At 61.8% G+C, this 24,765-nt stretch carries 19 protein-coding genes; 9 read left to right on the top strand and 10 right to left on the bottom strand.

Annotated features, from left to right (window positions below; translation table 11 throughout):
* Positions 1 to 89 precede the first annotated feature (89 nt).
* Complete coding sequence (locus HBO11_RS04750; RefSeq protein WP_169956946.1) at positions 90 to 2,237, bottom strand: TonB-dependent receptor; 2,148 nt, start codon at positions 2,235 to 2,237, stop codon at positions 90 to 92.
* A 171-nt stretch (positions 2,238 to 2,408) separates the two neighbouring features.
* Here HBO11_RS04750 and HBO11_RS04745 point away from each other — a divergent pair, with 171 nt between their 5' ends.
* The 4 genes from HBO11_RS04745 to HBO11_RS04730 all read left to right on the top strand — a co-directional run bounded on the left by HBO11_RS04745 (position 2,409) and on the right by HBO11_RS04730 (position 4,959).
* Positions 2,409 to 2,570, top strand: a complete 162-nt coding sequence (locus HBO11_RS04745) for a hypothetical protein (RefSeq protein WP_169956945.1) — start codon at positions 2,409 to 2,411, stop codon at positions 2,568 to 2,570.
* A 5-nt stretch (positions 2,571 to 2,575) separates the two neighbouring features.
* Entirely contained in the window at positions 2,576 to 3,214 is a 639-nt protein-coding gene (locus tag HBO11_RS04740; protein ID WP_169956944.1) for an XRE family transcriptional regulator, read from the top strand.
* 67 nt (positions 3,215 to 3,281) lie between these two features.
* On the top strand, positions 3,282 to 3,773 hold the full coding sequence (locus HBO11_RS28795) for a hypothetical protein (RefSeq protein ID WP_169956974.1): 492 nt from the start codon (positions 3,282 to 3,284) through the stop codon (positions 3,771 to 3,773).
* Between the two features lie 349 nt (positions 3,774 to 4,122).
* The gene (locus HBO11_RS04730) at positions 4,123 to 4,959 is read left to right on the top strand and encodes an HAD family acid phosphatase (RefSeq protein ID WP_169956943.1); all 837 of its coding nucleotides are present in this window, start codon (positions 4,123 to 4,125) and stop codon (positions 4,957 to 4,959) included.
* 498 nt (positions 4,960 to 5,457) lie between these two features.
* Here HBO11_RS04730 and HBO11_RS04725 read toward each other — a convergent pair whose 3' ends face one another.
* Positions 5,458 to 6,027, bottom strand: coding sequence for a hypothetical protein (locus HBO11_RS04725; RefSeq protein ID WP_170058829.1), 570 nt, complete (start codon positions 6,025 to 6,027; stop codon positions 5,458 to 5,460).
* A 341-nt stretch (positions 6,028 to 6,368) separates the two neighbouring features.
* Entirely contained in the window at positions 6,369 to 7,136 is a 768-nt protein-coding gene (locus HBO11_RS04720) for an AraC family transcriptional regulator (protein WP_169956941.1), read from the bottom strand.
* A 200-nt stretch (positions 7,137 to 7,336) separates the two neighbouring features.
* Here HBO11_RS04720 and HBO11_RS04715 point away from each other — a divergent pair, with 200 nt between their 5' ends.
* The 5 genes from HBO11_RS04715 to HBO11_RS04695 are packed head-to-tail and all read left to right on the top strand — an operon-like array spanning position 7,337 to position 13,799.
* Positions 7,337 to 8,953 (top strand): APC family permease, encoded by a 1,617-nt coding sequence (locus tag HBO11_RS04715; RefSeq protein WP_169956940.1) that lies wholly within the window; start codon positions 7,337 to 7,339, stop codon positions 8,951 to 8,953.
* Positions 8,954 to 8,979: 26 nt separating this feature from the next.
* The gene (locus tag HBO11_RS04710) at positions 8,980 to 9,906 is read left to right on the top strand and encodes a 4-hydroxyproline epimerase (protein ID WP_170058828.1); all 927 of its coding nucleotides are present in this window, start codon (positions 8,980 to 8,982) and stop codon (positions 9,904 to 9,906) included.
* Between the two features lie 44 nt (positions 9,907 to 9,950).
* Positions 9,951 to 10,898, top strand: coding sequence for a dihydrodipicolinate synthase family protein (locus HBO11_RS04705; RefSeq protein WP_169954303.1), 948 nt, complete (start codon positions 9,951 to 9,953; stop codon positions 10,896 to 10,898).
* A 55-nt stretch (positions 10,899 to 10,953) separates the two neighbouring features.
* Positions 10,954 to 12,525: an aldehyde dehydrogenase (NADP(+)) gene (locus HBO11_RS04700; RefSeq protein ID WP_169954304.1), complete on the top strand. Its 1,572-nt coding sequence runs from the start codon at positions 10,954 to 10,956 to the stop codon at positions 12,523 to 12,525.
* A 2-nt stretch (positions 12,526 to 12,527) separates the two neighbouring features.
* Complete coding sequence (locus tag HBO11_RS04695) at positions 12,528 to 13,799, top strand: FAD-dependent oxidoreductase (protein ID WP_169954305.1); 1,272 nt, start codon at positions 12,528 to 12,530, stop codon at positions 13,797 to 13,799.
* A 20-nt stretch (positions 13,800 to 13,819) separates the two neighbouring features.
* Here the strand turns inward: HBO11_RS04695 and HBO11_RS04690 are convergent, their stop codons facing one another.
* From HBO11_RS04690 to HBO11_RS04660, 7 genes are all read right to left on the bottom strand, one after another.
* The gene (locus HBO11_RS04690; RefSeq protein WP_169954306.1) at positions 13,820 to 14,947 is read right to left on the bottom strand and encodes a fimbrial protein; all 1,128 of its coding nucleotides are present in this window, start codon (positions 14,945 to 14,947) and stop codon (positions 13,820 to 13,822) included.
* Positions 14,944 to 17,403, bottom strand: a complete 2,460-nt coding sequence (locus HBO11_RS04685) for a fimbria/pilus outer membrane usher protein (RefSeq protein ID WP_346266869.1) — start codon at positions 17,401 to 17,403, stop codon at positions 14,944 to 14,946. The genes HBO11_RS04690 and HBO11_RS04685 overlap by 4 nt, the downstream gene beginning before the upstream one ends.
* A gap of 171 nt (positions 17,404 to 17,574) precedes the next feature.
* Positions 17,575 to 18,240 carry a fimbria/pilus periplasmic chaperone gene (locus tag HBO11_RS04680; protein ID WP_307830297.1) on the bottom strand — a complete coding sequence of 222 codons (666 nt, stop codon included), beginning with the start codon at positions 18,238 to 18,240 and terminating at the stop codon, positions 17,575 to 17,577.
* 153 nt (positions 18,241 to 18,393) lie between these two features.
* A complete protein-coding gene (locus HBO11_RS04675; protein WP_169954308.1) occupies positions 18,394 to 18,942 on the bottom strand; it encodes a fimbrial protein in 549 nt (182 codons plus the stop codon).
* Between the two features lie 402 nt (positions 18,943 to 19,344).
* Positions 19,345 to 21,693 (bottom strand): transporter substrate-binding domain-containing protein, encoded by a 2,349-nt coding sequence (locus tag HBO11_RS04670; RefSeq protein ID WP_169954309.1) that lies wholly within the window; start codon positions 21,691 to 21,693, stop codon positions 19,345 to 19,347.
* A complete protein-coding gene (locus HBO11_RS04665; protein WP_262380956.1) occupies positions 21,690 to 24,053 on the bottom strand; it encodes an ATP-binding protein in 2,364 nt (787 codons plus the stop codon). The genes HBO11_RS04670 and HBO11_RS04665 overlap by 4 nt, the downstream gene beginning before the upstream one ends.
* A 20-nt stretch (positions 24,054 to 24,073) precedes the next feature.
* Positions 24,074 to 24,739: a response regulator transcription factor gene (locus HBO11_RS04660; RefSeq protein ID WP_169954311.1), complete on the bottom strand. Its 666-nt coding sequence runs from the start codon at positions 24,737 to 24,739 to the stop codon at positions 24,074 to 24,076.
* Positions 24,740 to 24,765: the final 26 nt, after the last annotated feature.

Below are 24,765 nucleotides of genomic sequence, written 5' to 3'. Positions count from 1 at the left end.
CGATGACAGTAAAACGATGGCAGAGCAAGGGCCCAACGATGGCGCCTGGGTATCGGCGTAGGCGCCAGCTTGCCGGCGCCTGCAAGGGTTTAGCGCAAGCTCCAGGAAACGCCGGCGTACACGCCCATGCCGTCACCCGGCGTCGAGCGCGCCATATCATTGCCATGGTCGTCATAACCCGGGGTCACGGTATTGGCGTAGCGCTGGTTGGTCAGGTTGCGCAGGTCGACCCAGGCTTGCCAGTCCTGTTTCGGTGCGTCGTAGCCGAGGGTGGCGCCCAACAAGCCATAGGCCGACGCGTAGTAGGAGTTGGCATAGTCCACCGCCACCCGCGAGGAATACTCGCCATTGAGGCTGCTGAAAAAGCCGCTGGGATGGCTGTAGCGCAACCGCGCCTGGTAATAGTGCTTGGGGATACCGGGCAATGTGTTGTCGCCAAAGCGCGGGTCGTCGCGGTAGTGGAAGTTACTGAAGGTATAGGCTTGGCGCAGGGCCAGGCGACCGGTATTGCCACCGTCCCACAGCGCGCTGGTGAGGCTCAGTTCCAGACCTTGGTGGAGGGTCGGGCTGGCGTTGGATTCGGCGACCACCTGCGACAAGTTAGGCGTAGCCGCCTGGGTTTCGACGCTCAGCAGTTCATGGCGCACCAGCGAGTGGTACAGCGCCAGGTCCCATTGGCCGAACCACGCTTCGCCGCGCCCGCCCACTTCCAGGGTGGTGGCCGTCTGGTTTTGCAGCTTCACGCCTTCGCGGGCCAAGCCGGAAGCAGGATTATTGGCATCTTTGGCAAAGAACTTGTTGGAACCCCAGATCATCGACCAGGCATGCGGCGGCTCCACCGAGCGGCTCAGGTTGCCATACACCTGCAACTGCGGGTTGAAGTCATAGCGCAGGCCCACGCGCGGGGCATAGTCCCAGTCATGAGTGCTCAAGGGGGCATGGGTGTCGGGATAGGTGACTTCGGTTTCGCGACGGGTATAGATCGCCGCCAGGCCGGTGGTCAGCCACAGGTCGGGCAGCAGCTCCAGGTCGTTGCTCACGTGCAGCACGGTATCCGACCCCAGGTAACTGTAGTCACGGGTCTTGGTCCCCGGGGCGAAACCGGCGGTGGCACCGGCAGGCACCCGCACGTACTCCGACACACCGTTATTGGGCAGGCCCTGGGTGGTGCGCAGGCCGACTGTGGTCTTGCTGTCGCGACCCAGCAGCGTGTCCTGGCGGATGTAGTTCAAGGTGCCGCTGATATCGGTATACGCCACCTTGAGCCGGTTGGTGCCTTCGCGCAGGTCCATGGGGTAGTCGTGATACACCAGCCCCGCTTCGACGCGGGAGTTATCGTCCAATTGCAGCGTGGTCTTGTTGGCGATCCAGGTAGAGCCCGGCTGCAAGCGCTTGGAGTCGCGTGCCAGGTTGAGGGCGTTGGCTGCGCGCGGGCTATGCTCGATCTGCTGGCGCGTGAGTTTGCCAGGGCTGTCGTTGGCGGTTTCGCGGTAACGGAAATAGAAGCGGGTTTCCAGGTCCGGGTTGAACCGGTAGCCGAAGTTGGCCGCCACGCCTTTGCCGCTGCCGGCGCTTTGTTGCTGGAAGCCATCGTAGTCAGTGTCGGTCAGGCTGATGTAATAGTCGGCATCGCCCAGCACTTGCCCGGAGCTGATTTCCCGCTGGGCGTACCCATGGCTGCCGGCCTCGTAGCGCACGCGCAACTTGGGCGCATCGTAGCCGGTGTGGGTGACATAGTTGACCGCCCCGCCCAGGGCCAGTGCGCCGCGATCAAACCCGTTGGCGCCGCGCAGCACTTCGACGCGGCTGAGCCACAGCGGGTCTTTGAGCTCGTAAGGCGTTCCGCCGGGGCCGGTCAGTGGCAGCCCGTCGATGGTTTCATACAGGCCGGATGCATGGCTGCCGGGGCCACGGTTGATGCCCGAGCCACGAATGGAGATTTTCACCCCTTCGTTATTCGCCGCCTTGGCGTAGATGCCAGCCTGGTACTTGAACACATCTTCATTGCTGCTGACCCGCCCCTGCTCGACACTGGCCATGTCGACGTAATTGGTAGCGCCGGGCACCTGCCGGAGTTGCGCCTGGGCCGCTTCGCCTTCGCTCAGTTCGGTGCTGGTGACTTGCAGCGGCGCCAACTGCAGCGCCTCCTGGGCCTGGGCCAGTTGGGTGAATGTCAGGGCAACGCCAAAACCGAGCCAACGAGGAGGGAGAAACAGCAAAGGTTGTGGCAGGCGCATGGGGCCGAATCCTGGGAAAGTTCAAGCGTTGGAAGAACATCGGATACGGCAGGTCACGTCTGTTTTTAAGTCCAAAATAGAATTAATAAATGCAAACTCAGTATTTAAGGAAATAAGCTGCGCGCAGTAATGTGGAGCAACCGAGTCACCACCGTCACCCGAGACTGCGCCATGTCGATATCCGCCAACGTCATTGATTTCACCCTCCACCGCAAACGCCGCCAGGCTCGTGCAGCGGCCCAGTTGATGTGGGCAATGTACGCCGCGCGCGCCGGGTTGTCGGTATTCACGTTGCAGGCCAGTAACGCGCCCAGCGACACACGCCGGGCGTAACGCCGATGAGTTTTCTCCAGGCCCTTCCCGACGTGCTGCCCCCCATTGCTCAACCCAAGGATTGCACCAGCCGCGACGACGATGCCATCGGCCAGTGCGTCGCGCACAACCTGCATCGCCTGCGCAGCAAACGCTACCTGTCCCTGGATGCCCTGGCCCGAGCCTGTGGCGTCAGCCGGGCGATGCTCGCGCAGATCGAGTCCGGGCGCAGCGTACCGTCGATCAAGGTGTTGTGCAAAATTGCCAAGGGCCTGAAAGTGTCGGTGGCGGCGTTCCTGGAAAACCGCTCGTTCGAAGGGGTCGAATTACTGCCCGCCCACCAAAGCAAACGCCTGGTGAGCGCCGACGGCACATTCGTCAGCCGGGCATTGTTCCCCGACGACATGTCGCGCCAGTCCGAATTCTATGAGGTACGCCTGAGCGCACGCGGTGAAGAGGTGTGCGAAGGCCGCCGGCCTGGGATCCAGGCAAACCTGGTGGTGGCCCAGGGCGTGCTGGAGATCAGCGTCAACGAGGAACGATACTTGCTGTCCACCGGCGACTCGATCCTGTTCTATGCCGACCAGCCCCACCGCTATCGCAACCCGGCAGACAGCGATGCGCTGGCGTTCCTGGTCATCCTCCACCCCGAACGCCTGGACTGAACGCAAAAAGCCCCGCCTGATTGCTCAGGCGGGGCTTTTTCATGCGCACGAAACGTCGGTTCAGCAGGTGCAGCACATCATCGGCATGCCGTTGCAGCTGATCATCATCGGCATGGCGCAATCGTTCATCATTTTCTTCATCAGCATGCAGCAGTTGTCCATCATCGCCATGCTCATACCAGGCATCGGCATCATCTTGCAGGTCATGCCATCGGCTTGCAGGGTGCATTCCATGACGCACTTCATCATCGGCATGGTCATCGCTGGCATGTTGTTGAGCATTGCCATGGTGTCCTGCGACATGCACATCATCGACAGGTTGGCGCACTGCATCATCATCGGCATGCCGCAGTTCATCATCATCGCCATCATTTCGGCGTTGTTCTTGAACATCGCCATGTCCATACCGGCGGCCGGCTTCATGGTGCACACCATGGCATCGCCGGTCATCTCGCACTGCATGGTGGCCATCATCATCGGCATGCCCATCATCGGCATCATGGGCATCGTGTTGTTCATTGGCATCTGCATGGCATTCATCATGTTCGAAACTCCGTAATCGACAGGAAAGGTCTAAATTCTGGGGCCGATTCTAGAGATGACGCGCCGCGCTGCAAGACGCTGGCCGAGCAGCAGGAATCGACGCCAGACCGTCCACTTCTGATTAAAAGCAGACTGCAAAAACGTTACAGCAGACGGGCGTTTGTTATTGCATCCAGCGCCTTTGCTGCGACCAGTAAATGGACGCAATGGATATTCACTAAAATGCTATGCACCTTCGATAAGGAAATAAACGATCTAACCCTGATGAAAATAAGCGTCTGATGCAGGCTGGGGCGCAATACTGCGCTACTGTGCCGGGCCTGATCGTCGATCCGCGACCGCCATTTTTGAGGCCGACTCTTTTTATGCGTCTTATGAATTTCGCCGGCGTATGCCTGCTTTCTTCGGTGCTGCTGGGCTGCCTACAGCACCCACCCGCCAACGATCAACTGGATGCGGTGCTGTGGACCCAGACCTCTATCGAACACGAGATGATCTATCGCCAAGTGTTCGCCGACGCCACCCGCCAGCTCGATGTGGCCCTGGCCACCAAGGACTGGGACGCCCTGCCCTTTGCCCCGCGAAACCTCAGCGGCCTGCCGCCGGCAGTGATCGTCGATATCGATGAAACCCTGCTGGACAACGTGCCCCTCAACGCGCGGGACATCGTCAACAACCAGGTCTACTCCTATGACCGCTGGAACACCTGGGTCGACCAGGCCAAGGCCCAGGCCCTGCCCGGCGCCGTGGCGTTTTTGCAGGCGGCGCAGCAACGGGGGATCAAGGTGTATTACCTGACCAACCGCGAGCACAGCCAAGTCCAGGCCACCGTCGCCAACCTGCGCCTGCGCGGCTTCCCGGTGCAGAGCAACGAACACGTACTGGCGGCCGCCACCCCCACCGGCCATTGCGCACCGGCGGGCTACGGCAAGAACTGCCGCCGCCAGTGGGTCGCCAGCCAGGCACGGGTGTTGTTGATGGTCGGGGATTCCCTGGGGGATTTCGTCCAGGCCGAACACAACACCCTGGCCGCCCAACGCCGGGCGGTCGAACCTTATGTCGGCTGGTTCGGCCAACGCTGGTTCCTGCTGCCGAACCCAACCTACGGCAACTGGTACAGCGCGCCCTATGGCGACCGCGAAGAGATTCCATTTGAGCAGAAGCGCTTTTTCAAGCGTGAGGCCCTTCAGTTGCAGCAATGAGGATCAGATGGGGCAGCTGAACTGCAATCCTCCAAACCCAGAGGATCGAGGTGGGAGCTGTCGAGCCTTGGCGAGGCTGCGATGGCGGCGGCATTGCTGGGGTTGATGTTGGCTGACCCACCGCTATCGCTGGCAAGCCAGCTCCTACATTGGATCATCGTACATTGAGTACCGTGTGCATCCTGCGGTGGCAGTGAAATGCAATCCTCCAAACCCTGAGGATCAATGTAGGAGCTGTCGAGCCCCGGCGAGGCTGCGATGGCGGCGGCATTGCTGGGATTGATGCTGGCTGACCCGCCGCTATCGCTGGCAAGCCAGCTCCTACATTGGATCGTCGTACATTGAGTACCGTATGCATCCTGCGGTGGCAGTGAAATGCAATCCTCCAGCCCCTGAAGATCAATGTAGGAGCTGTCGAGCCTTGGCGAGGCGGCGATGGCGGCGGCATTGCTGGAGTGGATGTTGGCTGACCCGCCGCTATCGCTGGCAAGCCAGCTCCTACATTGGATCTTCAGTACATTGAGTACCGTGTGCATCCTGCGGTGGCAGTGAAATGCAATCTTCCAGACCCTGAAGATCGAGGTGGGAGCTGTCGAGCCTTGGCGAGGCTGCGATGGCGGCGGCATTGCTGGGATTGATGCTGGCTGACCCGCCGCTATCGCTGGCAAGCCAGCTCCTACATTGGATCGTCGTACATTGAGTACCGTATGCATCCTGCGGTGGCAGTGAAATGCAATCTTCCAACCCCTGAAGATCAATGTAGGAGCTGTCGAGCCTTGGCGAGGCGGCGATGGCGGCGGCATTGCTGGAGTGGATGTTGGCTGACCCACCGCTATCGCTGGCAAGCCAGCTCCTACATTGGATCGTCGTACATTGAGTACCGTGTGCATCCTGCGGTGGCAGTGAAATGCAATCTTCCAGACCCTGAAGATCGAGGTGGGAGCTGTCGAGCCTTGGCGAGGCTGCGATGGCGGCGGCCTTGCTGAAGTTGATGTTGGCTGACCCGACGCTATCGCTGGCAAGCCAGCTCCTACATTGGATCTTCAGTACATTGAGTACCGTATGCATCCTGCACTGGCAGCTGAAATGCAATCCTCCAATCCCTGAGGATCAATGTAGGAGCTGTCGAGCCTTGGCGAGGCTGCGATGGCGGCGGCATTGCTGGGATTGATGTTGGCTGACCCGCTGCTATCGCTGGCAAGCCAGCTCCTACATTGGATCGTCGTACATTGAGTACCGTGTGCATCCTGCGGTGGCAGTGAAATGCAATCCTCCAAACCCTGAGGATCAATGTAGGAGCTGTCGAGCCTTGGCGAGGCTGCGATGGCGGCGGCATTGCTGGAGTTGATGTTGGCTGACCCGCCGCTATCGCTGGCAAGCCAGCTCCTACAGGGACGTGCGCCCACTCATTAGCGGGTGGCCTGGCGATACTGGCGTGGCGTAAAGCCGGTCAACGCCTTGAACTGGCGGGTGAATGCACTGTGGTCGGTGTAGCCGCATTGCAAGGCCACTTCGGTGATCGGCAACTCGGTATGCAACAGGCGATGGGCATGTTCCAGGCGTACTTTCTGGATCATTTGCCGGGGAGTCAGGTGGAACACGCGCTTGCAGTAGCGCTCCAGCTGAGCCACCGACGTGCCGGCGATGCGCGTCAGTTCACCCAAGGTCACGCGCCGGTTGAAATGGGCCCGGATGTGCTCGTCCACCGCCGCCAATCGCTGATAGGCCGGGTGGGTCTCGCTGGCGGATTGCAGGTCGACCGAGATCCCCGCCAAGCCAATGATCGCGCCCTCGCGGTTGTATAACGGCCACTTGTGGGTCAGGCACCAACCGGGTTCGCGGCTGCCGTACAGGTGCAACTCCAGTTGATCCTCCAGCACCAGGCCCTGTTCGAGCACGCGCCGGTCCTGCTCGGTGTAGCCCGGCCCCAACTGCGCGGGGAACACCTCGGCGCTGGTCTTGCCCAGTAGCGGGCGCCGGTCTTTCAAGCCACAACGCTGTACCAGGGTGTGGTTGGCCATGACATAGCGCGCCTGCACATCCTTGATAAACATCGTCGCATTGGGAATCACGTCGAGCATCGGCAACAGCATGGCCACGCCCGCCAGCAGCTGTTCGAGGCTGTGTGGCCGCTGCTCGCCACCTTGGCACAGGGTTGCAAACGCGTTGTGCATCATGCCGCTCACCGCCTCGTTTATCGCCTCGCCGGGCCAGCAGATTGCCCGATGGCCATGGCCCTGTCGAGCACCGCTGCGCATCCGGCAATTGTGCTGAATTCGTCATTGATGGCCGCGCAAAACATCAATCGCCAGCGGGCTGATGGGTTCACTGTAGCGCCACTGCATGCCTATCCAATAACCCACAAGAAGGCGCCGCTATGTCAGCCCAAGGCAAGTTCAAGAAACAGCTGTCTCTGATTGACCTCACTTTTATCGGACTGGGAGCCATCTTCGGTTCCGGTTGGTTGTTTGCCGCCAGTCACGTGTCGTCCATCGCAGGCCCGGCAGGGATTTTTTCCTGGTTGCTCGGCGGTTTTGCGGTGCTGTTGCTGGGCATTGTGTATTGCGAATTGGGCGCGGCCCTGCCCCGTGCCGGGGGCGTGGTGCGCTACCCGGTGTATTCCCACGGCCCGTTGCTGGGCTACCTGATGGGCTTTATCACACTGATCGCGTTTTCCAGCCTGGTGGCGATTGAAGTGGTCGCCTCAAGGCAATACGCCGCCGCCTGGTTTCCCGAGTTGACCAAGGCCGGCTCCAGCGACCCCACCACCCTGGGCTGGCTGGTGCAGTTCGGCCTGCTCTGCCTGTTTTTCGTGCTCAACTACCGCAGCGTCAAGACCTTCGCCATCGCCAATAACCTGGTCAGCATTTTCAAGTTCATCGTGCCGCTGCTGGTGATCGGCGTGCTGTTCACCTTCTTCAAGCCGGCCAACTTCCACTCCCAGGGGTTCGCCCCGTTCGGCCTGTCGGGGATTGAAATGGCAGTGTCCGCCGGCGGGGTGATTTTTGCCTATCTGGGGCTGACACCGATCATCTCGGTGGCCAGCGAAGTGAAAAACCCGCAACGTACCATTCCCATTGCCCTGATCCTTTCGGTGCTGCTGTCCACGGCAATTTATGTGCTGCTGCAAGTGGCCTTCCTCGGCGGCGTGCCCACCGAAATGCTCACCAATGGCTGGGCCGGCATCAGCAAGGAACTGGCCCTGCCCTATCGCGATATCGCCCTGGCCCTGGGGGTGGGCTGGCTGGCCTACCTGGTGGTGGCCGACGCGGTGATCTCCCCCAGCGGCTGCGGCAACATCTACATGAACGCCACGCCACGGGTGATCTATGGCTGGGCGCAGACAGGCACCTTCTTCAAGATTTTCACGCGCATCGATGAGAAATCCGGCATCCCGCGCCCGGCGCTGTGGCTGACCTTTGGCTTGTCGGTGTTCTGGACCCTGCCGTTCCCGTCCTGGGAGGCGCTGATCAATGTGGTGTCCGCCGCCCTGGTGTTGAGCTACGCCGTGGCCCCGGTGTGCGTCGCGGCGCTGCGACGCAATGCGCCGGACATGCCGCGCCCGTTCCGGGTCAAGTGGATGAGTGTGCTGGGCCCGCTGTCATTCATCATCGCCGCGCTGATCGTCTACTGGTCGGGCTGGAGCACCGTGTCCTGGCTGCTGGGCCTGCAAATCGTGATGTTTGTGGTGTACCTGCTGTGCCGTCGCCTGGTGCCGACCCAGCACCTGAACATCGCCCAGCAAGTGCGTTCCAGCGCGTGGCTGATCGGCTTCTACGCCGTAACCATAGTGCTATCAAAACTCGGCAGTTTTGGTGGCCTGGGCGTGCTCAGCCATCCCTTCGACACCCTGGTCGTCGCCGCCTGCGCCCTGGGCATCTACTACTGGGGCGCCGCCACCGGCGTGCCGGCGCACCTGGTGGAACTGGAACACGAAGACGACGAAAGCGAAGCCGTGCTGCCCGCGAGCGGCATGCACCCGGCGAACGCATAACTGGCCAATCACCAAGGAATAGCTGGATGAAACGACTGCATGTGATTGACTCCCACACCGGCGGCGAACCGACGCGCCTGATCATCAATGGCTTCCCGCAGCTGGCCGGCCAGACCATCGCCGAGCAGCTCGACAGCCTGCGCACCACACACGACCAATGGCGCCGCGCCTGCCTGCTGGAGCCCCGTGGCAACGATGTATTGGTCGGCGCGCTGTACTGCGAGCCGGTCACGCCGGGGGCCACCTGCGGGGTAATTTTCTTCAACAATGCCGGCTACCTCGGCATGTGTGGCCACGGCACCATCGGCCTGGTCGCCTCGTTGCACTACCTGGGCCGCATCGCGCCAGGGGTGCACAGCATCGACACGCCGGTGGGCCAGGTCAGCGCCACCCTGCATGAGGACGGCGCGGTCACCCTGCGCAACGTGCCCGCCTATCGCTATCGCCAGCAGGTGCCCGTGGAGGTGCCGGGGCATGGCCGGATCTACGGCGATATCGCCTGGGGTGGCAACTGGTTTTTCCTGGTGTCCGAGCACGGCCAGGGTGTGCACATGGCCAATGTCGAGGCCCTCACCGACTTCACCTGGGCCATGCTCAAGGCCCTCGAAGCCCAAGGCATCCATGGCGCAGACGGCGCGTTGATCGACCACATCGAACTATTCGCCGATGACGAGCAGGCCGACAGCCGCAACTTCGTCATGTGCCCCGGCAAAGCCTACGACCGCTCGCCCTGCGGCACCGGCACCAGCGCCAAGCTGGCGTGCCTGGCCGCCGACGGAAAACTTCAGGCCGGTGAGCCCTGGGTGCAAGCCAGCATCACCGCCAGCCAATTCGAAGGCCGTTTTGAATGGGAGGGCGAACACATCCGCCCCTTCATCACCGGCCGCGCCTATATGACCGCCGACAGCACCTTGCTGATCGACGAACAGGACCCTTTCGCCTGGGGCATTTGAGCACCCGGCAGCTTTTAAACAGACCCTTCCAAGGAGCTAGAACCATGAGCGATAACATCTTCACTGGCTGCATTCCTGCCCTGATGACCCCGTGCACCGCCGAGCGCCAGCCGGACTTCGACGCCCTGGTCGCCAAGGGCCGCGAGCTGATCGATATCGGCATGAGCGCCGTGGTGTACTGCGGCTCCATGGGCGACTGGCCGTTGCTCACCGAAGCCCAGCGCCAGGAAGGCGTGGCGCGCCTGGTCGCGGCGGGCATCCCGACCATCGTCGGCACCGGCGCGGTCAACAGCCGTGAGGCGGTCTCCCATGCGGCCCACGCGGCCAAGGTCGGCGCCCATGGCTTGATGGTCATCCCACGGGTGCTGTCCCGTGGCGCTTCAGCCAGCGCGCAAAAAGCCCACTTCGCGGCGATCCTCAGCGCCGCGCCGAACCTGCCGTCAGTGATCTACAACAGCCCCTACTACGGCTTTGCCACCCGCGCCGAGCTGTTCTTTGAACTGCGCCGCGAGTACCCGAACCTGATCGGCTTCAAGGAGTTCGGCGGCGGCGCCGACCTGCGCTACGCCGCCGAACACATCACCTCCAAGGACGATGCCGTGACCCTGATGGTCGGTGTCGATACCCAGGTGGTGCACGGTTTCGTCAACTGCAACGCCACCGGCGCGATCACCGGCATCGGCAACGCCCTGCCACGGGAAGTCCTGCAACTGGTGGCCCTGAGCAAGCAGGCCGCCAAGGGCGATGCCAAGGCCCGGCGCCAGGCCCGCGAGCTGGAGGCGGCGCTGGCGGTGCTGTCGTCCTTCGATGAAGGCTGCGACCTGGTGCTCTATTACAAGCACCTGATGGTGCTCAATGGCGACCTGGAATACAGCCTGCACTTCAACCAAAGCGATGTACTGAGCGATGCCCAACGCCGGTATGCCGAGCATCAGTACGCGCTGTTCCGCCAGTGGTACGCCAACTGGTCGGCAGAACAGAACGTCGACTGACTGCTCGTACGCCGCTGTTGCACAGCGGCGTTCCTTCTTATTTCAGGAACAGACCATGACTCTGACAGGCACTATGCTGATCGGTCAGCACTCCATTCCCGGCACCCGCGCAGCCATCCGCGCGATCAACCCGGCCACCGATGCTGCGCTGGAGCCGGCCTATCCCGGCGGCTCCAGCGAGCAGGTGGCCCAGGCCTGCGCGCTGGCGTGGTCAGCCTTCGACAGCTACCGCGAGACATCCCTGGCGGCGCGTGCTGAATTCCTCGAAACCATCGCCAGCGAAATCGAAGCCCTGGGCGATGAACTGCTCGAGCGTGCCGTGGCCGAAACCGGCTTGCCCCTCGCGCGGATCCAGGGCGAACGGGGCCGCACCTGCCAGCAACTGCGCACCTTCGCCCGCACCGTACGCGCCGGCGAATGGCTGGACGTGCGGGTCGATAGCGCCCAACCAGGCCGCCAGCCCCTGCCCCGTGCCGACCTGCGCCAACGCCAGGTGCCGCTGGGCCCGGTGGGCGTATTCGGCGCCAGCAACTTCCCGCTGGCGTTCTCGGTGGCCGGCGGTGATACCGCTTCAGCCCTCGCCGCCGGTTGCCCGGTGATCGTCAAGGCCCACGGCGCCCACCCCGGCACCAGCGAACTGGTGGGCCGTGCGCTGGCCCGTGCCGTGAAGCAGTGTGGCCTGCCCGAAGGTGTGTTCTCGCTGCTGTACGGCGCTGGCCGCGAAGTGGGGATTGCCCTGGTCAGCGACCCACGGATCAAGGCGGTGGGCTTTACCGGCTCGCAAAGTGGCGGCATCGCTTTGTGCCAGGCGGCCCAGGCGCGGCCGGAGCCGATCCCGGTGTATGCGGAAATGAGTTCGATCAACCCGGTGTACCTGTTCCCGGCCGCCCTCAAGGCGCGCGGCGAAGCGCTGGCGCAAGGGTTTGTCGCCTCGTTGACCCAGGGCGCCGGGCAGTTTTGCACCAATCCCGGGCTGGTGATTGCGGTTCAAGGTCCGCAACTGCAGCAGTTTGTCAGCCTCGCCAGCGACTTGCTGCAACGTAGCCCGGCGCAGACCATGCTCACCCCGGGCATCTTCCAGGCCTATGAAGCGGGCGTCGGCGCACTGGCCGAGCATGCCCATTGCGTAGCCAGCGGGTTGCCGGCGCAAGGGCCGAACCAATGCCAGGCGCAGCTGTTTACCACCCACGCGCAAGACTTCCTTGCCAACCCGCATTTGCAGGCCGAAGTCTTCGGCGCCGCCTCGCTCCTGGTGCAGTGCGCCGACAACGCGCAAATGCGCCAAGTGACCGAGCACCTCGAAGGCCAGTTGACCGCCACCTTGCACCTGGATCAGGACGATCTTGAGCAGGCACGGGCATTGCTGCCGGCCCTTGAGCGCAAGGCTGGCCGGCTGTTGGTCAATGGCTGGCCGACCGGGGTCGAGGTGTGTGATGCCATGGTGCATGGCGGGCCCTTCCCCGCGACCTCGGATTCGCGCTCGACCTCGGTCGGCACCGCCGCGATCCGGCGTTTCCTGCGGCCGGTGTGCTACCAGGATTTCCCCGACAGCCTGCTGCCCGCAGCCCTGAAACAAGACAACCCGCTGCGGCTGCGACGCTTGCTCGACGGCCAGAGAGAAGCCTGAACATGCAAGACAACCGTCAACCCGAGATCGACATCGCGGTGGTCGGCGCCGGCATCATCGGCGTCGCCTGCGCGCTGCAACTGGCGCGCCAGGGCCGGCGCGTGGTGGTCATCGACCAGCAGGAACCGGGGATGGGCGCCTCGTTCGGCAATGCCGGGCATTTGGCCACCGAACAGGTGTTCCCCATCGCCGACCTGTCGATCCTGATGCGCCTGCCCGCGATGCTCATGGACCCCATGGGCCCGCTGCGCCTGGACTGGAAATACCTGCCCCGTGCGCTGCCCTGGTTTGCTCGCCTCTTGTTAAACCTGCGCCCGGCCGCTTACCAGCGCACGGTCGCCGGTATCCGTGCCCTCAACGAAAGCAGCCTGGGCGCCTGGCAGCGCTTGTTGGCGAACATCGACCGGCCCCAGTTGATGCGCGAGGACGGCTCGCTGCTGGTGTTCGAGCGTGCCGAGTCGCGACAAGCGATTGAAGGTTTGCAAGCACGCATGACCCAGCAAAACGTGCCGGTGGATTGCTGGTCGGCCAGCGCCGTGCAACAGGCGGCACCGCAGTTAAGCGAGCGGATCCAGGGGGGCTTGTTCTTTCCCCGCACCGGGCATTTCCTCGATCCGTATCGCGTGGTGTGCGAACTGGTCGAGGCCGCCAAGGCCAGCGGCGTGACCTTTCTCAAGCGTCAGGTCCAGGATGGCCAGCTTCAGGCCCAGGGCGTTGCACTGATCACCGACCAGGGCCGCTTGGCCGCACGCCAGGTGGTGATCGCCTGCGGCGCCCACTCGGCCAGGCTCACCCAGGCGCTGACGGGCAAAAAGGTGCCCCTGGACACCGAGCGCGGTTATCACCTGATGCTGCCCCACGAGCAAGACCGCTTGCCCTTCGCCGTCACCTCGCTGGAGCGCAAGTTCATCATGACGCCCATGAGCGGTGGGCTACGGCTGGCCGGCACCGTGGAATTCGCCGGCCTCGACCGCCCGCCGAACATGCGGCGCGCCTGGCAGTTGCACCGGCTCAGCCGCGGCCTGTTGCGTGACGAACTGAGCGCTGAGGACGCCACGCCGTGGATGGGCTTTCGGCCCTCGTTGCCGGACTCGCTGCCGATCATCGACCGGGTGTGCGACGGCAAGGTGTTGCTCGCTTTCGGGCATCAACATTTGGGGCTGACGCAAGCGGCCGTCACTGCCGAGCTGGTCGCCCAGTTGGTATCGCCGATCTCCCTGCCCCTGCCCCTGGGATTGCCGGCATTGGCGGCCTATCGGTTGGATCGGTTCTGACGCAGGCCTTGCAGGAGCAATCACTGGTAAATAATCGTAAACGTCGCCGAGGCATTCGCCGGGCCGGGGGTTACCTTGCTCGCCGTCTGCAGGTAACGGGCGCGCAAGGGGATCGTATAACTCCCCTCGTTGGGGCGCAGGGTGAGGCCGCTGCTTTGGTTGGCCCCAAGGATGACCGAGTTGCCGTTGCGGTTCTGCACCTGCACGCCAACCCCTGTGGCGGCGGGCGCACTGCCCGTGGCGCCAGGGTCGAGGCTCAGTACACCGTTATTCGTGTTGATCGCCGTACGCGCGGGGTCGATGCGGTACTGCAGGGTGTTACGCACCAGAGAGCCACTATCGACGTTCGTACCAAGAGGCGACGTGCCACTTTGCGATGACCAGGCCGGCCCCGTTGTCGTATAGATCCCGTTGAACGCCGGGCAGTCATTCAAAGCGATGGAAAAATCCGTCCAGCCCGTGCTGCTGTTGAGCCCGGTGAACTTGGAGGTCAGATGAGAGCCCATGGGCACCGAGACATCCGGTGTACGACAGGTACTCGAGACAATCTGGATATTGCCGGAGATCCCCATACTGAAGCCGCGCATTCTCGCATCGCCGAAGTTGCCGAACAGACTGACGACCGGCAACGTACTGCCCACCAATACACCAGGCGTTACATCGCCCAGTTTGATCAAGATCAGCTCAAAGTTCGAAGGCCCGTCAAATGGGACCAAACACCTGTAGCCAGATGTGCATGTGGTCCATGCCTTGCCAGATTGCCTTGGCAGCAGGCCGCCCGAGCTGTTGAAGGCAACCCCCAGCCCCGGAATGCTGGTTCTATAGACTTTGTTGGCGTAGGTCCCGCTGGACACATTGGCCATGGCATAACTGGAGTCGACTGTCATCTCAGTCCACTGCTGATACGGGGCATAGAGGCATTCAAGCTTGGGCGCCTGGCCCGCAGCCATGCTGAAGCGCTGACGATATACCTCGGTACCCACCGGCAGATCGCGCCCGATAGTGATCGCCGAAATCTGCAATGGCATGGAGCCCACCGCCGGCTGGATACCCTCCATGTAGGTGCAGGTGACCGCCATGGCCGTCCCCGCCGCCGCCCACAATGCCGCGACGGCCAGGCCCGCCTTGATCAAAGCGCCAATATTCATAACTGTACCTTTTGAAGAGTGTTGGGCTGCACGCTGCCAGCCACTTGCTTACCGGCCGCACAAACCGCGTCTACCTGTTGCAATTGCTGCCCTTCGCCGGGGCCCGCCGGGATGACCAGTGCGCACTGTTGATGGGTCTTGCTTCCCCAGTTGATCAGTAACTGACGGGTTTGCGGCTTGATCCGTGCGTAGAGCTGGCCACCCTGCCCGACCACGCCGACCGAGGTGCCGTCGATATCTGTCACGCCAGCACCAAAGGGCAGGCTGCTGCCATCGTCGAGGCGTACGTTGAGCAACACTGCGCGGCCCTGGTTGGTGGTGTACTTGAGGTGCACCACCGCACCGGCACGCGGGGCCACCTGTTGGCTGGTTTCGCTGAGCTCGACGTCCAGCGAGCTACCAATAGGGTCGATTGCCACTTCGTTCAACTCATATGGCCGTAGGTACGGCACCACGGCATTGCCGCGGCTGTCGAGCTTGAGGCCAGGGTAGCCGGACACCTTGGCCCCCTGCGCACCCGGGGCACTGACCACCGCCATGGTTTCACCGCGATAAGGAGTCATGGTCACCCCATCGGCATGCGCCACCACGCTGCCGCTCGCGCCCACCGAGGCGCTGGTGTAGCCATCACCGCGTCCCAGGGCAGCGCTGAGCATGGCGCGCGCGCCGGTGTATTGGCCATTGAGGGCCGCGCTCTTGCTGTTACTGGCACCGTCATGGCCGACTGTCGCGCCGTAGCCATATTGACGGTCCTCGCCAGCGGTGCCGCTGATGCCAGCCTGCTCGCTGTAGTTGCCTTGGGAGTCACGTCCTACCTGTGCGGTCATTTGCGGGCTGAAGCCTGGACCGCCAAATTCCAGAGGCATGCTCATGGTCAGCAAAAAGCTGTTTTCCATGTCCCCCAGGCCCATGCGGCTGCGGTTGGCGTTCACACTGAAGCTGATGCGATTGAACTGCTTGCTGTAGCTGAACTGGTACTGCAAATCACTGCCCGGCAGGTTCCAGTAGTTCTGCGCATAGCCACTGATTGCCACTTGCCCCCACTCCCCCAGGCTCTGGTCGGCGGTGACCGAAAAGCGACTGCGCGGACGCCCGAACATGCTGGTGTCCCACCCCGTTTTCTCGGCATCGAGCAGTTGCATGGCGTTACTGAAGTCCAGGTATTCGCTGGTAGAAAAACGATAAGCCGCAACGGTGAAGTTACTGCCCGTGCTGAGTACATTTTTGCTGTAGGACACCCGCATGCTCTGCCCTTTGGCGGCACCGGTGGCCAGGTCGGTCTGGGCGTGAGTCAAGTCGATGGCCATGGCACCGATCGGCGTGCCAAACGCCAGGCCGGTGAGCACGGCGGTGTAGTCATCGCTGGACTGCATCCCGGCAAATCCGGTGAACGTATTGTTCAGGCCATATTGCACAGTGCCTTGTAGCAGGCGCGATTGCTTGTCGACGTAGTTGTTGCGGGTCTCGCCTGCGGTCAGGCTGAAACGCGAGGTACCGGGGCGCAGCAACTGGCTGACCGAGGCATAGGGCACGATGAAGTTCTGCTCGGTGCCGTCGGCTTCCGCCACGCTGACACTGAGGTCGCCGCCATAGCCGGTTGAATACAGGTCATCAATCACAAATGCCCCGGGCGCCACGGTGGTTTCCAGCAGGATATTGCCGGCCTGGCGAATGGTCACACGGGCGTTGGTGCGGGCAATCCCACGGATCACCGGGGCATAGCCGCGCATGGAGTCGGGCAGCATGCGGTCGTCACTGGCCAGTTGCACACCACGGTAGGCCAGGGTGTCGAAGATCTCGCCGGTGGTGTTGGACTCGCCCACCGTCAGTTGGCTTTTCAACACGGTGATGTCGCGTTGCGCATAGGAGTCCAGGGCTTGGTAATTATTGCCCTGACGTGACTGCCAGCTCATCGACGCGTTGTGGCGCAGGCGCCAGTCACCCAGGTTGAGGCCGGTGTGCAGGCCCAGGAATGCCGAGTCAGAGTTGCCACTGCGGGTACGGTTACGGCTGCCATTGAAGCTGTAGCTGAGCATGCCTGCGGTCACGCCGCGATCCCACAGTTCCGGGCTGACGTATCCCCGGACATTGCGCCGCAGCGCCGCCTGGGGAATGCTCAGGTCGAGGGCCTGGTTTTCCGGGGAAAAATTCGCGGTTGCACCCGGGATCAGACTGCCCACGGCGGCACAGCCCTGGCTGTCCAGCGCCAAAGTGCTTTCAGGCGACAGCTTGCTCATCTCCACGCCCTGACGCTCAAGCAAGCTACGCGTCATGCAGACCACCGGCTTGCTGCCGTCGGCCTGGGCGTCGATGCGAATGTCCTGGCGGCTGTTCAACTGGCCGTTAAGCACTACGTCTGCACGGTATTGCCCGGGCATCACCGGGTTGCCGGTCTGGTAGGCGCCCAAGTCGAGATTGCGCGAGTCTTCAGGCAGGAACGCATCGTTGAACTGCACCTCTTGCGCCAGCGCACCCTGTATACCCCATGCACCAGGGGCGATAGCCAATACCCTTAGGATCAAGGCAGAGAGCGGATTCAAGGCGAAGCAAGGCCGCGCCCGCAGAGAAAGCCTGCAGCTGGAAGAGGTCGACATAAATGACTCGCGACTAAAAAACTTGAGGTTTAATCAGGGCTTGAGTGCTTTACGGGTCGGGATCAGTGCGCCGTAATCGTTGATGGCGCTGAACTCCACCTGAGCACCCGCAGCCGGTCGGACCTTGAGCGTTGGGAGCACAAATTGGCGGGTTTCACCCGGAGCGATCATGCCGTCTTCACTGCGCTCACGCTGGGCGCCAGCCACCAGTTCCAACTCGATCAGCGAAACATGGAACGCCGACGGATTGAAGGCCTGCAAGGCCAAGCCTTGCCCATCGCGTGCGGGCACCAATTGCCACTGCACCTGCTCGATCGCCTCGCTGGCAGTGCCTGGCAAGCCGGTCGGGCGATAAAACAATTTGATCCGCGAACGGAATGCCATTTGCAGCGTATTGATATCTGCACCCGCCTCGGGCTTGGGTGGAATTTCCAATACGTTGAGCCAGAACACCGACTCTTTGTCCTGGGCCATTGGAGCCCCGGTAAACAACACCCGCAGGCTTTGGCCCTTGGTCGGATCGATGCGCGCCACCGGCGGTGAAAGCAGGAACGGCGCCTTGGAGCTGGTCGGAGTCGACTCGACGCTGCCGGTGTCGATCCACGACTGGATCAGCGCTGGCTGCGTGCCATTGTTGTTGAGTTTTACCGTGATTTCTTTCTGGTCCGCCGGGTAGAGCAGGCGGGTTCCGGTAATCACTACACCCCCGATAGCCTGGGAACACGTCAGTGTCACAAGGCTTGCCAGGAGCAATTGTCTGAGGGCAGATGTGCAAGGCATTACGTAATCCCGTTGCTGCCTGGAAGCACGCCCTTTTGTTGCTGAACAGGGCGTGTATCCATGAGCGGCGACTTACTGATAATTGATGGAGTAAGTCACGGAGCCAACTACGGTACCCGGAGTGGTCGGGGCTTGAGCGTAGTACTGGACAGCGTATGGCAGGATGGCGGCCTTGGAGGTTGCATTGATGGCAATACGGCTGGTGGAAGTGACCTGCGCAGTGTTGCCGGCCTTGATCGCGTTGCCATTGGTTGCGTCAACCAATTGCAGCTGAACCTGGGTGGCAGTACCGCTCACGTTCTTCAGGTTGCCGCTGGTTGCATCAACGCTGCCGCTCGACTCAAAGAATGCAGCAGCTGTTTTCAGCGCGGCAGAGCAATCGCTCAGCTCGATATTGAAACCGGTCTGGCCTGCCACTTGGCCTTTTGCTCCCAGGGCAGCGGTAGAGATGGTTGGCAGCGTGACAGTCGACGGGCTCGCACCAGCCGCGCCGTTAACCGCAACCTTGCAGGTTTCGGCTTTCAGTTCGCCGTTGAAATCGATTTTGCCGTCTGAAGCCAGAGCAACGGTAGAGGCGGTGGCAGCGACCAGTACAGCGAGGGCGCGGGCTTTGTAATTCATGAGTAACTCCGAGAGAGCGATGTTCTACAGTAAGTTGTAAAGCCTCCGTTTATCGGAGAGCTTCTGTGCTGTTGCGGGGCTAAGTTTAGGGAGCCCACATCGAACTCAATATAGGAGTGCTCTGAAAAACAATTGAGCACGGTAAATCCCCAACAATTAAAACCACTATAAAACTTACTGTTGCACTGCACTGCTTAATGAAAAAAGCATTAATAGCCCGTCTATAGGAGCACTCCTAAAAACAGGCGCTGCAATGTTTATCAATAGAGAAGCTGCGAACAACCCGTGGCCGCCATCGAGCTTTATCGAGGCGGTGAGGCATATGTTGCGGCAGGGCATGCAATTCGCGGCGATTGCATCATTCCCAGAGCAACCTGTCCTGCTGTGAAGCCCCTACTCTACCTAGGCTCCGCAGGGAAGCCCGGCCCTGTGCTCAAGCAGGCTACGGGCATGACCCGCAACCGCTTCTGCTGGCCAGTTCACTTCGTCCTGCAACAGCACTTCGATACGCTGCGCCGTGGCCGCGAAGTCCTCCCAACCGACGTCCAACGCGGCAGTGCGCAGCCTGTGTAGCGCCTCCAGCGCCATGCCGCGATCGCGCAGGGCAAGTAGTTCTATGAGGCTGTTAAGTTCCTGGCGCACGGCCTCCGGCGACCCTGGAGTTTCCGGGTACTCTGCAACTTGCGGCGCCGGGGTTACTTCGCACCAGAGTTCAATCATCTGCTGCAACATGACCTGTTGGAGCGGTTTGCTCAGTACACCATCCATACCGGCATCGAAACAACGTTGCAGGTATTCATTCCCGCTAAATTGCGAGAGCGCGATGATCGGGCAATATGAGCGTTCCTGTTGGAGCTGCGACTCACGAAACGCGCTGACCATGCGCTCGGCGTCGCCCTCTGGCGAGTCACAGTCGATCAGCACCATATCGACCCGGTGCGCACTGAACAACGCCACCGCCTGGTCGGCATCAGCCGCCGGCAGCACCGCGCAACCAAGGCTGTCGAGTTGTGCCTGCAACACTTGCCGACTGGGTAGCGAGTCGTCCACCACCAACACCTGCAAACCGTTAGCCGATTCCGCGCTCGGCGCAGGCTCAGGTGCCGGCAGTTGCGGGGAAACAGCCCGTTCAACTGGCAACCGTACCTCGACCTGGGTACCGACCCCCTGCAAGCTGCTGAGCACCAACCTGCCACGCATCAACCTGACCAGGCGCCGGCAGATCACCAGGCCCAGGCCGGTACCGCCAGTGCGTCGATAGGATTGCTTGGCCTGGGCATACGGCCGGAACAGCGAGGCTTGCGCCTGCTTGGACAAGCCTATGCCCGTATCGATGACCCGGATCACCAGTTGTCGCACCTCGACCGCAGGCTTTTCCAGCTGTAGCAACTGCACCTCTACCCGACCCACATCGGTGAACTTGACGGCGTTGCAGATCAGGTTGCGCAGCACCTGCGCCAGACGCAGTTCGTCCAGCAACAATGGGTCGCCGGGACGCTCGCCGGTGACGAGCAGCTCAATGCCCTTTTCCTGCGCTTGCGTTCGATGCTCGTCGACTACCCGCAAGACCAGCGCCCATGGGTCCACCGGTTCAAGATTGAGGGCCAGTTGCCCGGCTTCCATCTTGGAGATATCCAACACATCATCCACCAGCCGCAGCAAGGTATTGGCGCCGCTATTGGCCAAGCCGGTGAAATGTCGCTGCTGCTCATCGAGCGGGGTGTGCTCCAGCAGTTCCACGGAGGCCAGCACTGCGTTCATCGGCGAACGCACTTCATGGCTGATGACCGCCAGGAACATCGCCTTCTCCCGTTCGCTGTTCATGGCCTGGCGCCGTTGCAGGCGACTTTGCACGACCAGTCCGACGAGCACTGCCACCACGGCCAGCAGCAACCACAGCTCACTTTGGTAGTGCTCGGCAATGGCCTTGACGGTAGGAATGTCCAGGTCCATATCCGCAAACCAGGCGTCATAGATCGCCTTGCGCTCTTCGCCGCTGATGGAAGCCAGCACCTTGTCCAAAATAGACAGCAGGAGCACATCGCTGTCACGTACTGCCATGCTCACACCGGTATGCAGCAACGGCAGCACCCCAGAAATCTGCAGTACCCCATGATATTGGCGGGACAGGTAGGGAATCAGCAGCCATTCCGAAGCAATCGCCGCGTCCGTGCGGCCGTCCTTGACCATCGCCATCATGTCCAGCGCATTCAGGGCAGAAACAATGGTTATCCCCGGGGCCTTACGCTTCAAAAAAGCGACGTAATCCTCCTCGCGCCCCAGCATCACCACCCGCTTGCCGGCGAGTTGCTCCAAGTCGGCAAACGGTTGATCGCCAAAACGGCTGACGATAACGGTCGAGCTGGTGTTGTAGGGCGTGGTGTAACGCAGCCCGAGATCCTTTGCCGGGTCATCGTCCCGGCGCCGGGTGGACAAGATATCGACTTCGCCGCTGATCAGCATGTCCTTGCGGGCGCTGCGCGTAGTGGTGGTGACGGGTTCGAAATACAGGCCCGTGCGCGATGCAATCAACCCCAGGTATTTGGCTGACAACCCTCTGAGTTGGCCATTGCTGATGTATTCAAAAGGCAGCAAGTTATCGAATACGCCAACACGCAGCACCGGATGGGCAGCAATCCAATCACGCTCCTGCTGGGTCAGCTCCAGCGGCGTCGGGCCGGCCTGCACCCCGACGCCCAGGTTTCCCAGCACGAACGCTATCAGCAGCAGGCGTAGCAATTTGGCGTTCATCGCTGGGTCACCCGCGTGGCACGCGCGGGCGGCAGCACTTCCAGGGGAGCATCCCCGCCCAAGGCCCGCCAATGCTCAACCAACGCCCGCAGGGCCTGGGCGTAGGCCGGGCTATCCCAGCCCTCCTGCGCACGCAGCAGGCGCTCCAGATACTCGGCACTCTGCCCCAGGGCCAGCCACTCCATAATCAGCGCAGCACCGTGCAGACGATGGGCAACGTGGACGGCGCTGGGGCGGTCACAGAGCGCTATGGCCTTGATCAGGCTCCCCAGGTCACTGGCCATCTCCCGATTGATCGCCGCCTGATCCAGCTGTGGGGCCATCAGGCTCGCACGGGGTGCAGCCAGGGTGACGTCGCACCAACGCTCGATCACTTCGCGCAGTTGCCCAAGGCGTATCGGCTTGCTCAATGCGGCGTCCATCCCAGCATCCATGCAACGTTTGAGGTGCTGTTCACCGGTCAGGGCAGAAATGGCAATGATTGGGCAGCGTGGACGCCCCAAGCCGCGCTCGAACTCACGCAGTTCGCGAACCAGGCTGTAACCGTCCTGGTCCGGCAGGTCACAGTCCATCAGGATCAATTGGTAGGCCTGCTGCGCGAACAAGCTGTGGGCCTGGGCGGCATCGGCGGCGATCACCGCCTCGCAGCCAAAGCCGCCGATCTGCGCCCGCAGCACTTCCTGGTTGGCCAGAGTGTCTTCCACGACCAGGATTTGCAGGCCGCCCGTCTCGGCCTCTGGCGCGGACTGCTGAATCTGCGGTGGTTCAGCAGTCTGGGGGGCAACCGTTACCGGCACGCAGAGGATGAAGGTCGTGCCAACCCCCGGCTCACTGCTGAGTGTGAACGACCCCTGCATCAAGTTCGCCAGTTGCTGGCAGATCACCAGGCCCAGCCCGGTACCACCGGAGCGCTTGTAGGATTGACTGGCCTGGGCATATGGCCGGAACAACGATGCCTGTACCGCTTCGCTGATACCGATCCCGGTATCGCGCACCTTGACTTGCAACTGTTGACCACCGGCCGGTAGGTCCAACAGGCACAGCTTGATGTCGACACCGCCGGCATCGGTGAACTTGATGGCATTGGAAAGCAGGTTATGAAGAATCTGCGTCAGGCGGGAGCTGTCGAGTAACAGCAAGGGCAGCGCGGTGTGGATGCTCACATTCAGGCTCAGGTGCTTTTCCCGTGCGCGCAGGCGGTGCAAGCCCACTACGCCCTGCACCAGCGCCGTCACATCGGTCGGTTCAATGCTCAGGCGCAACGCCCGCGCACCCGAGCCTGGCGTGTCCAGCACGTTATCCAGCAAACGCACCAACGCATTGGCGCCGCCATTGGCAAGGTGCACAAAGTGGCGCTGCTGCTCATTGAGCCGGGTGTGCCCCAATAACTCCATGGCCGCCAGCACGGCATTCATCGGCGAACGAATTTCATGGCCCATGACCGCCAGGAACATGGTTTTTTCCTGCTCGTTGCGCACAGCCTGACGCCGCCTGCGATGGCCGCGATAGACCAGCACACACAGGCTGGCCAGCACCAACGCCCCCATGATCAGGACATGCCAGTAGTGGCTGGAGATGGCAAGCAGGGTTGGAACATCCAGATCCAGCTCGTGATACCAGTGGTCGTACATGTCATTGCGTTGCTCGGCAGTGATCGAGCCCAGGACTTTTTCGAGGATCGAATGCAGCAGTGCCTGGTCCGAGCGAACCGCCATGCTGACATCCAGCATCTGGCTGCCGACCACACCTGAAGCCTCCAGGATGCCCTGGAACTGGCGGTACAGATAAGGCATCAGGAAGGTTTCCGTGGCAACGGCCGCGTCAGCACTGCCGTCCTGGACGCGGGTCAGCATCTCCAGGGCCGATTTGCTTTTGATCAGCGTGACCTCGATTCCTGATGCTCCGACGATCTCTTCGTAATGATCCACGTCAGGAACCATCACGGTTTTGCCATGCAGTTGGTCGAGGTCGAAAATATCCGGGCCTTCGAAACGCGTCACGATGATCGGCGAGGTGGTCTGGTAGGTCAGCAAGGCAAGGCCCTTGGTGGCCGGCTCAGACCTGAAACGCAAGTAAGAGGACAGCAGATCCACCTGGCCATCGAGGAGCATTTGCTCGCGTATCTCAATGGTCTTTCCCGGAACATAGGTGAATTCAAGGCCGGTGGCATCGGTCACCAATTGCAGGTAATGCACTGAGCGTCCCTGCAGGGTGCCATCACGCATGTACTCAAAAGGTATCAGGTCTTCGACCACGCCCACCCGCAACACCGGATGCTGCTGTATCCAGCGCTGCTCCTGCTCGCTCAGTTGAACCGGGCCAGCAGCGAAGACGGCCCCTCCCAGCGACCACAACAACAAGCCCCCCAACCACCACCGCCTCATGGCGAGCCAATGATTTTGTTGAGCTTGAACAGTTCGTTGTTCGACGTAACCCCCAGCTTGCGAAACGCCGAGGTTTTCTGGGTGCTGATGGTCTTGATGCTGCGATTGAACTTCTCGGCAATTTCAGTGATGGTCATGCCCGCCAGGTAACAACGAATGACCTCCTGCTCGCGACTGGTCAACTCCGCCAGGATCAGGGCGTCCGGCACTTCGTCAGAGCCTTTGCGGGTATCACTGGTGACGGTTTCGGCCAGGCGATAGGTCATGTCGGGACTCAGGTACACCGCCCCCGATGCCACTTTGCGGATGGCCTTGACCAGCTGGTCCATGTCCTCACCCTTGCCGACAAACCCGCGGGCTCCGACACGCATGGCCAGGCCCACGGTCGCCGGGTCGTGATGGGTGGACAACACAAGGATGTGGCTAGCGGGAAACTTGACTCGCAAGGCACGGATCAATGAGACGCCGTCCAACTCCTCGGGACTCAGGGAGAAATCCAGTAGCAGCAAGTCTGCAGGCGCCGTGGCGAGACCGGCGATCAGGTCGCGGCTGCGCTCATAAATGCCTACTACTTCAAAGTTCGCCTCGGCCGCCAGGGTATTGGCCAGCCCATGTCGAACAACCGCGTGATCATCCAACAAAGCAATACGTATAGATTTCATTATGATCGAGCCCACTCAACCCAGCG

The sequence above is a fragment of the Pseudomonas sp. WS 5010 genome, from assembly GCF_012985565.1.
Classification (GTDB): domain Bacteria; phylum Pseudomonadota; class Gammaproteobacteria; order Pseudomonadales; family Pseudomonadaceae; genus Aquipseudomonas.
The sequence above is the reverse complement of the archived record's forward strand: the minus strand, read 5'-3'. Positions and strand labels throughout refer to the sequence as shown.

Excerpts from the sequence above, each read along its gene's own strand:
- HBO11_RS04740 (WP_169956944.1), top strand. The coding sequence starts at position 2,576 with ATGAGTTTTCTCCAGGCCCTTCCCGACGTGCTGCCCCCCATTGCTCAA.
- HBO11_RS04695 (WP_169954305.1), top strand. The coding sequence starts at position 12,528 with ATGCAAGACAACCGTCAACCCGAGATCGACATCGCGGTGGTCGGCGCC.
- HBO11_RS04750 (WP_169956946.1), bottom strand. The coding sequence starts at position 2,237 with ATGCGCCTGCCACAACCTTTGCTGTTTCTCCCTCCTCGTTGGCTCGGT.
- HBO11_RS04720 (WP_169956941.1), bottom strand. The coding sequence starts at position 7,136 with ATGATGCACAACGCGTTTGCAACCCTGTGCCAAGGTGGCGAGCAGCGG.
- HBO11_RS04690 (WP_169954306.1), bottom strand. The coding sequence starts at position 14,947 with ATGAATATTGGCGCTTTGATCAAGGCGGGCCTGGCCGTCGCGGCATTG.
- HBO11_RS04710 (WP_170058828.1), top strand. The coding sequence starts at position 8,980 with ATGAAACGACTGCATGTGATTGACTCCCACACCGGCGGCGAACCGACG.
- HBO11_RS04675 (WP_169954308.1), bottom strand. The coding sequence starts at position 18,942 with ATGAATTACAAAGCCCGCGCCCTCGCTGTACTGGTCGCTGCCACCGCC.
- HBO11_RS04705 (WP_169954303.1), top strand. The coding sequence starts at position 9,951 with ATGAGCGATAACATCTTCACTGGCTGCATTCCTGCCCTGATGACCCCG.
- HBO11_RS04725 (WP_170058829.1), bottom strand. The coding sequence starts at position 6,027 with ATGCATACGGTACTCAATGTACTGAAGATCCAATGTAGGAGCTGGCTT.
- HBO11_RS04700 (WP_169954304.1), top strand. The coding sequence starts at position 10,954 with ATGACTCTGACAGGCACTATGCTGATCGGTCAGCACTCCATTCCCGGC.
- HBO11_RS04745 (WP_169956945.1), top strand. The coding sequence starts at position 2,409 with ATGTCGATATCCGCCAACGTCATTGATTTCACCCTCCACCGCAAACGC.
- HBO11_RS04670 (WP_169954309.1), bottom strand. The coding sequence starts at position 21,693 with ATGAACGCCAAATTGCTACGCCTGCTGCTGATAGCGTTCGTGCTGGGA.
- HBO11_RS04715 (WP_169956940.1), top strand. The coding sequence starts at position 7,337 with ATGTCAGCCCAAGGCAAGTTCAAGAAACAGCTGTCTCTGATTGACCTC.
- HBO11_RS04660 (WP_169954311.1), bottom strand. The coding sequence starts at position 24,739 with ATGAAATCTATACGTATTGCTTTGTTGGATGATCACGCGGTTGTTCGA.
- HBO11_RS04730 (WP_169956943.1), top strand. The coding sequence starts at position 4,123 with ATGCGTCTTATGAATTTCGCCGGCGTATGCCTGCTTTCTTCGGTGCTG.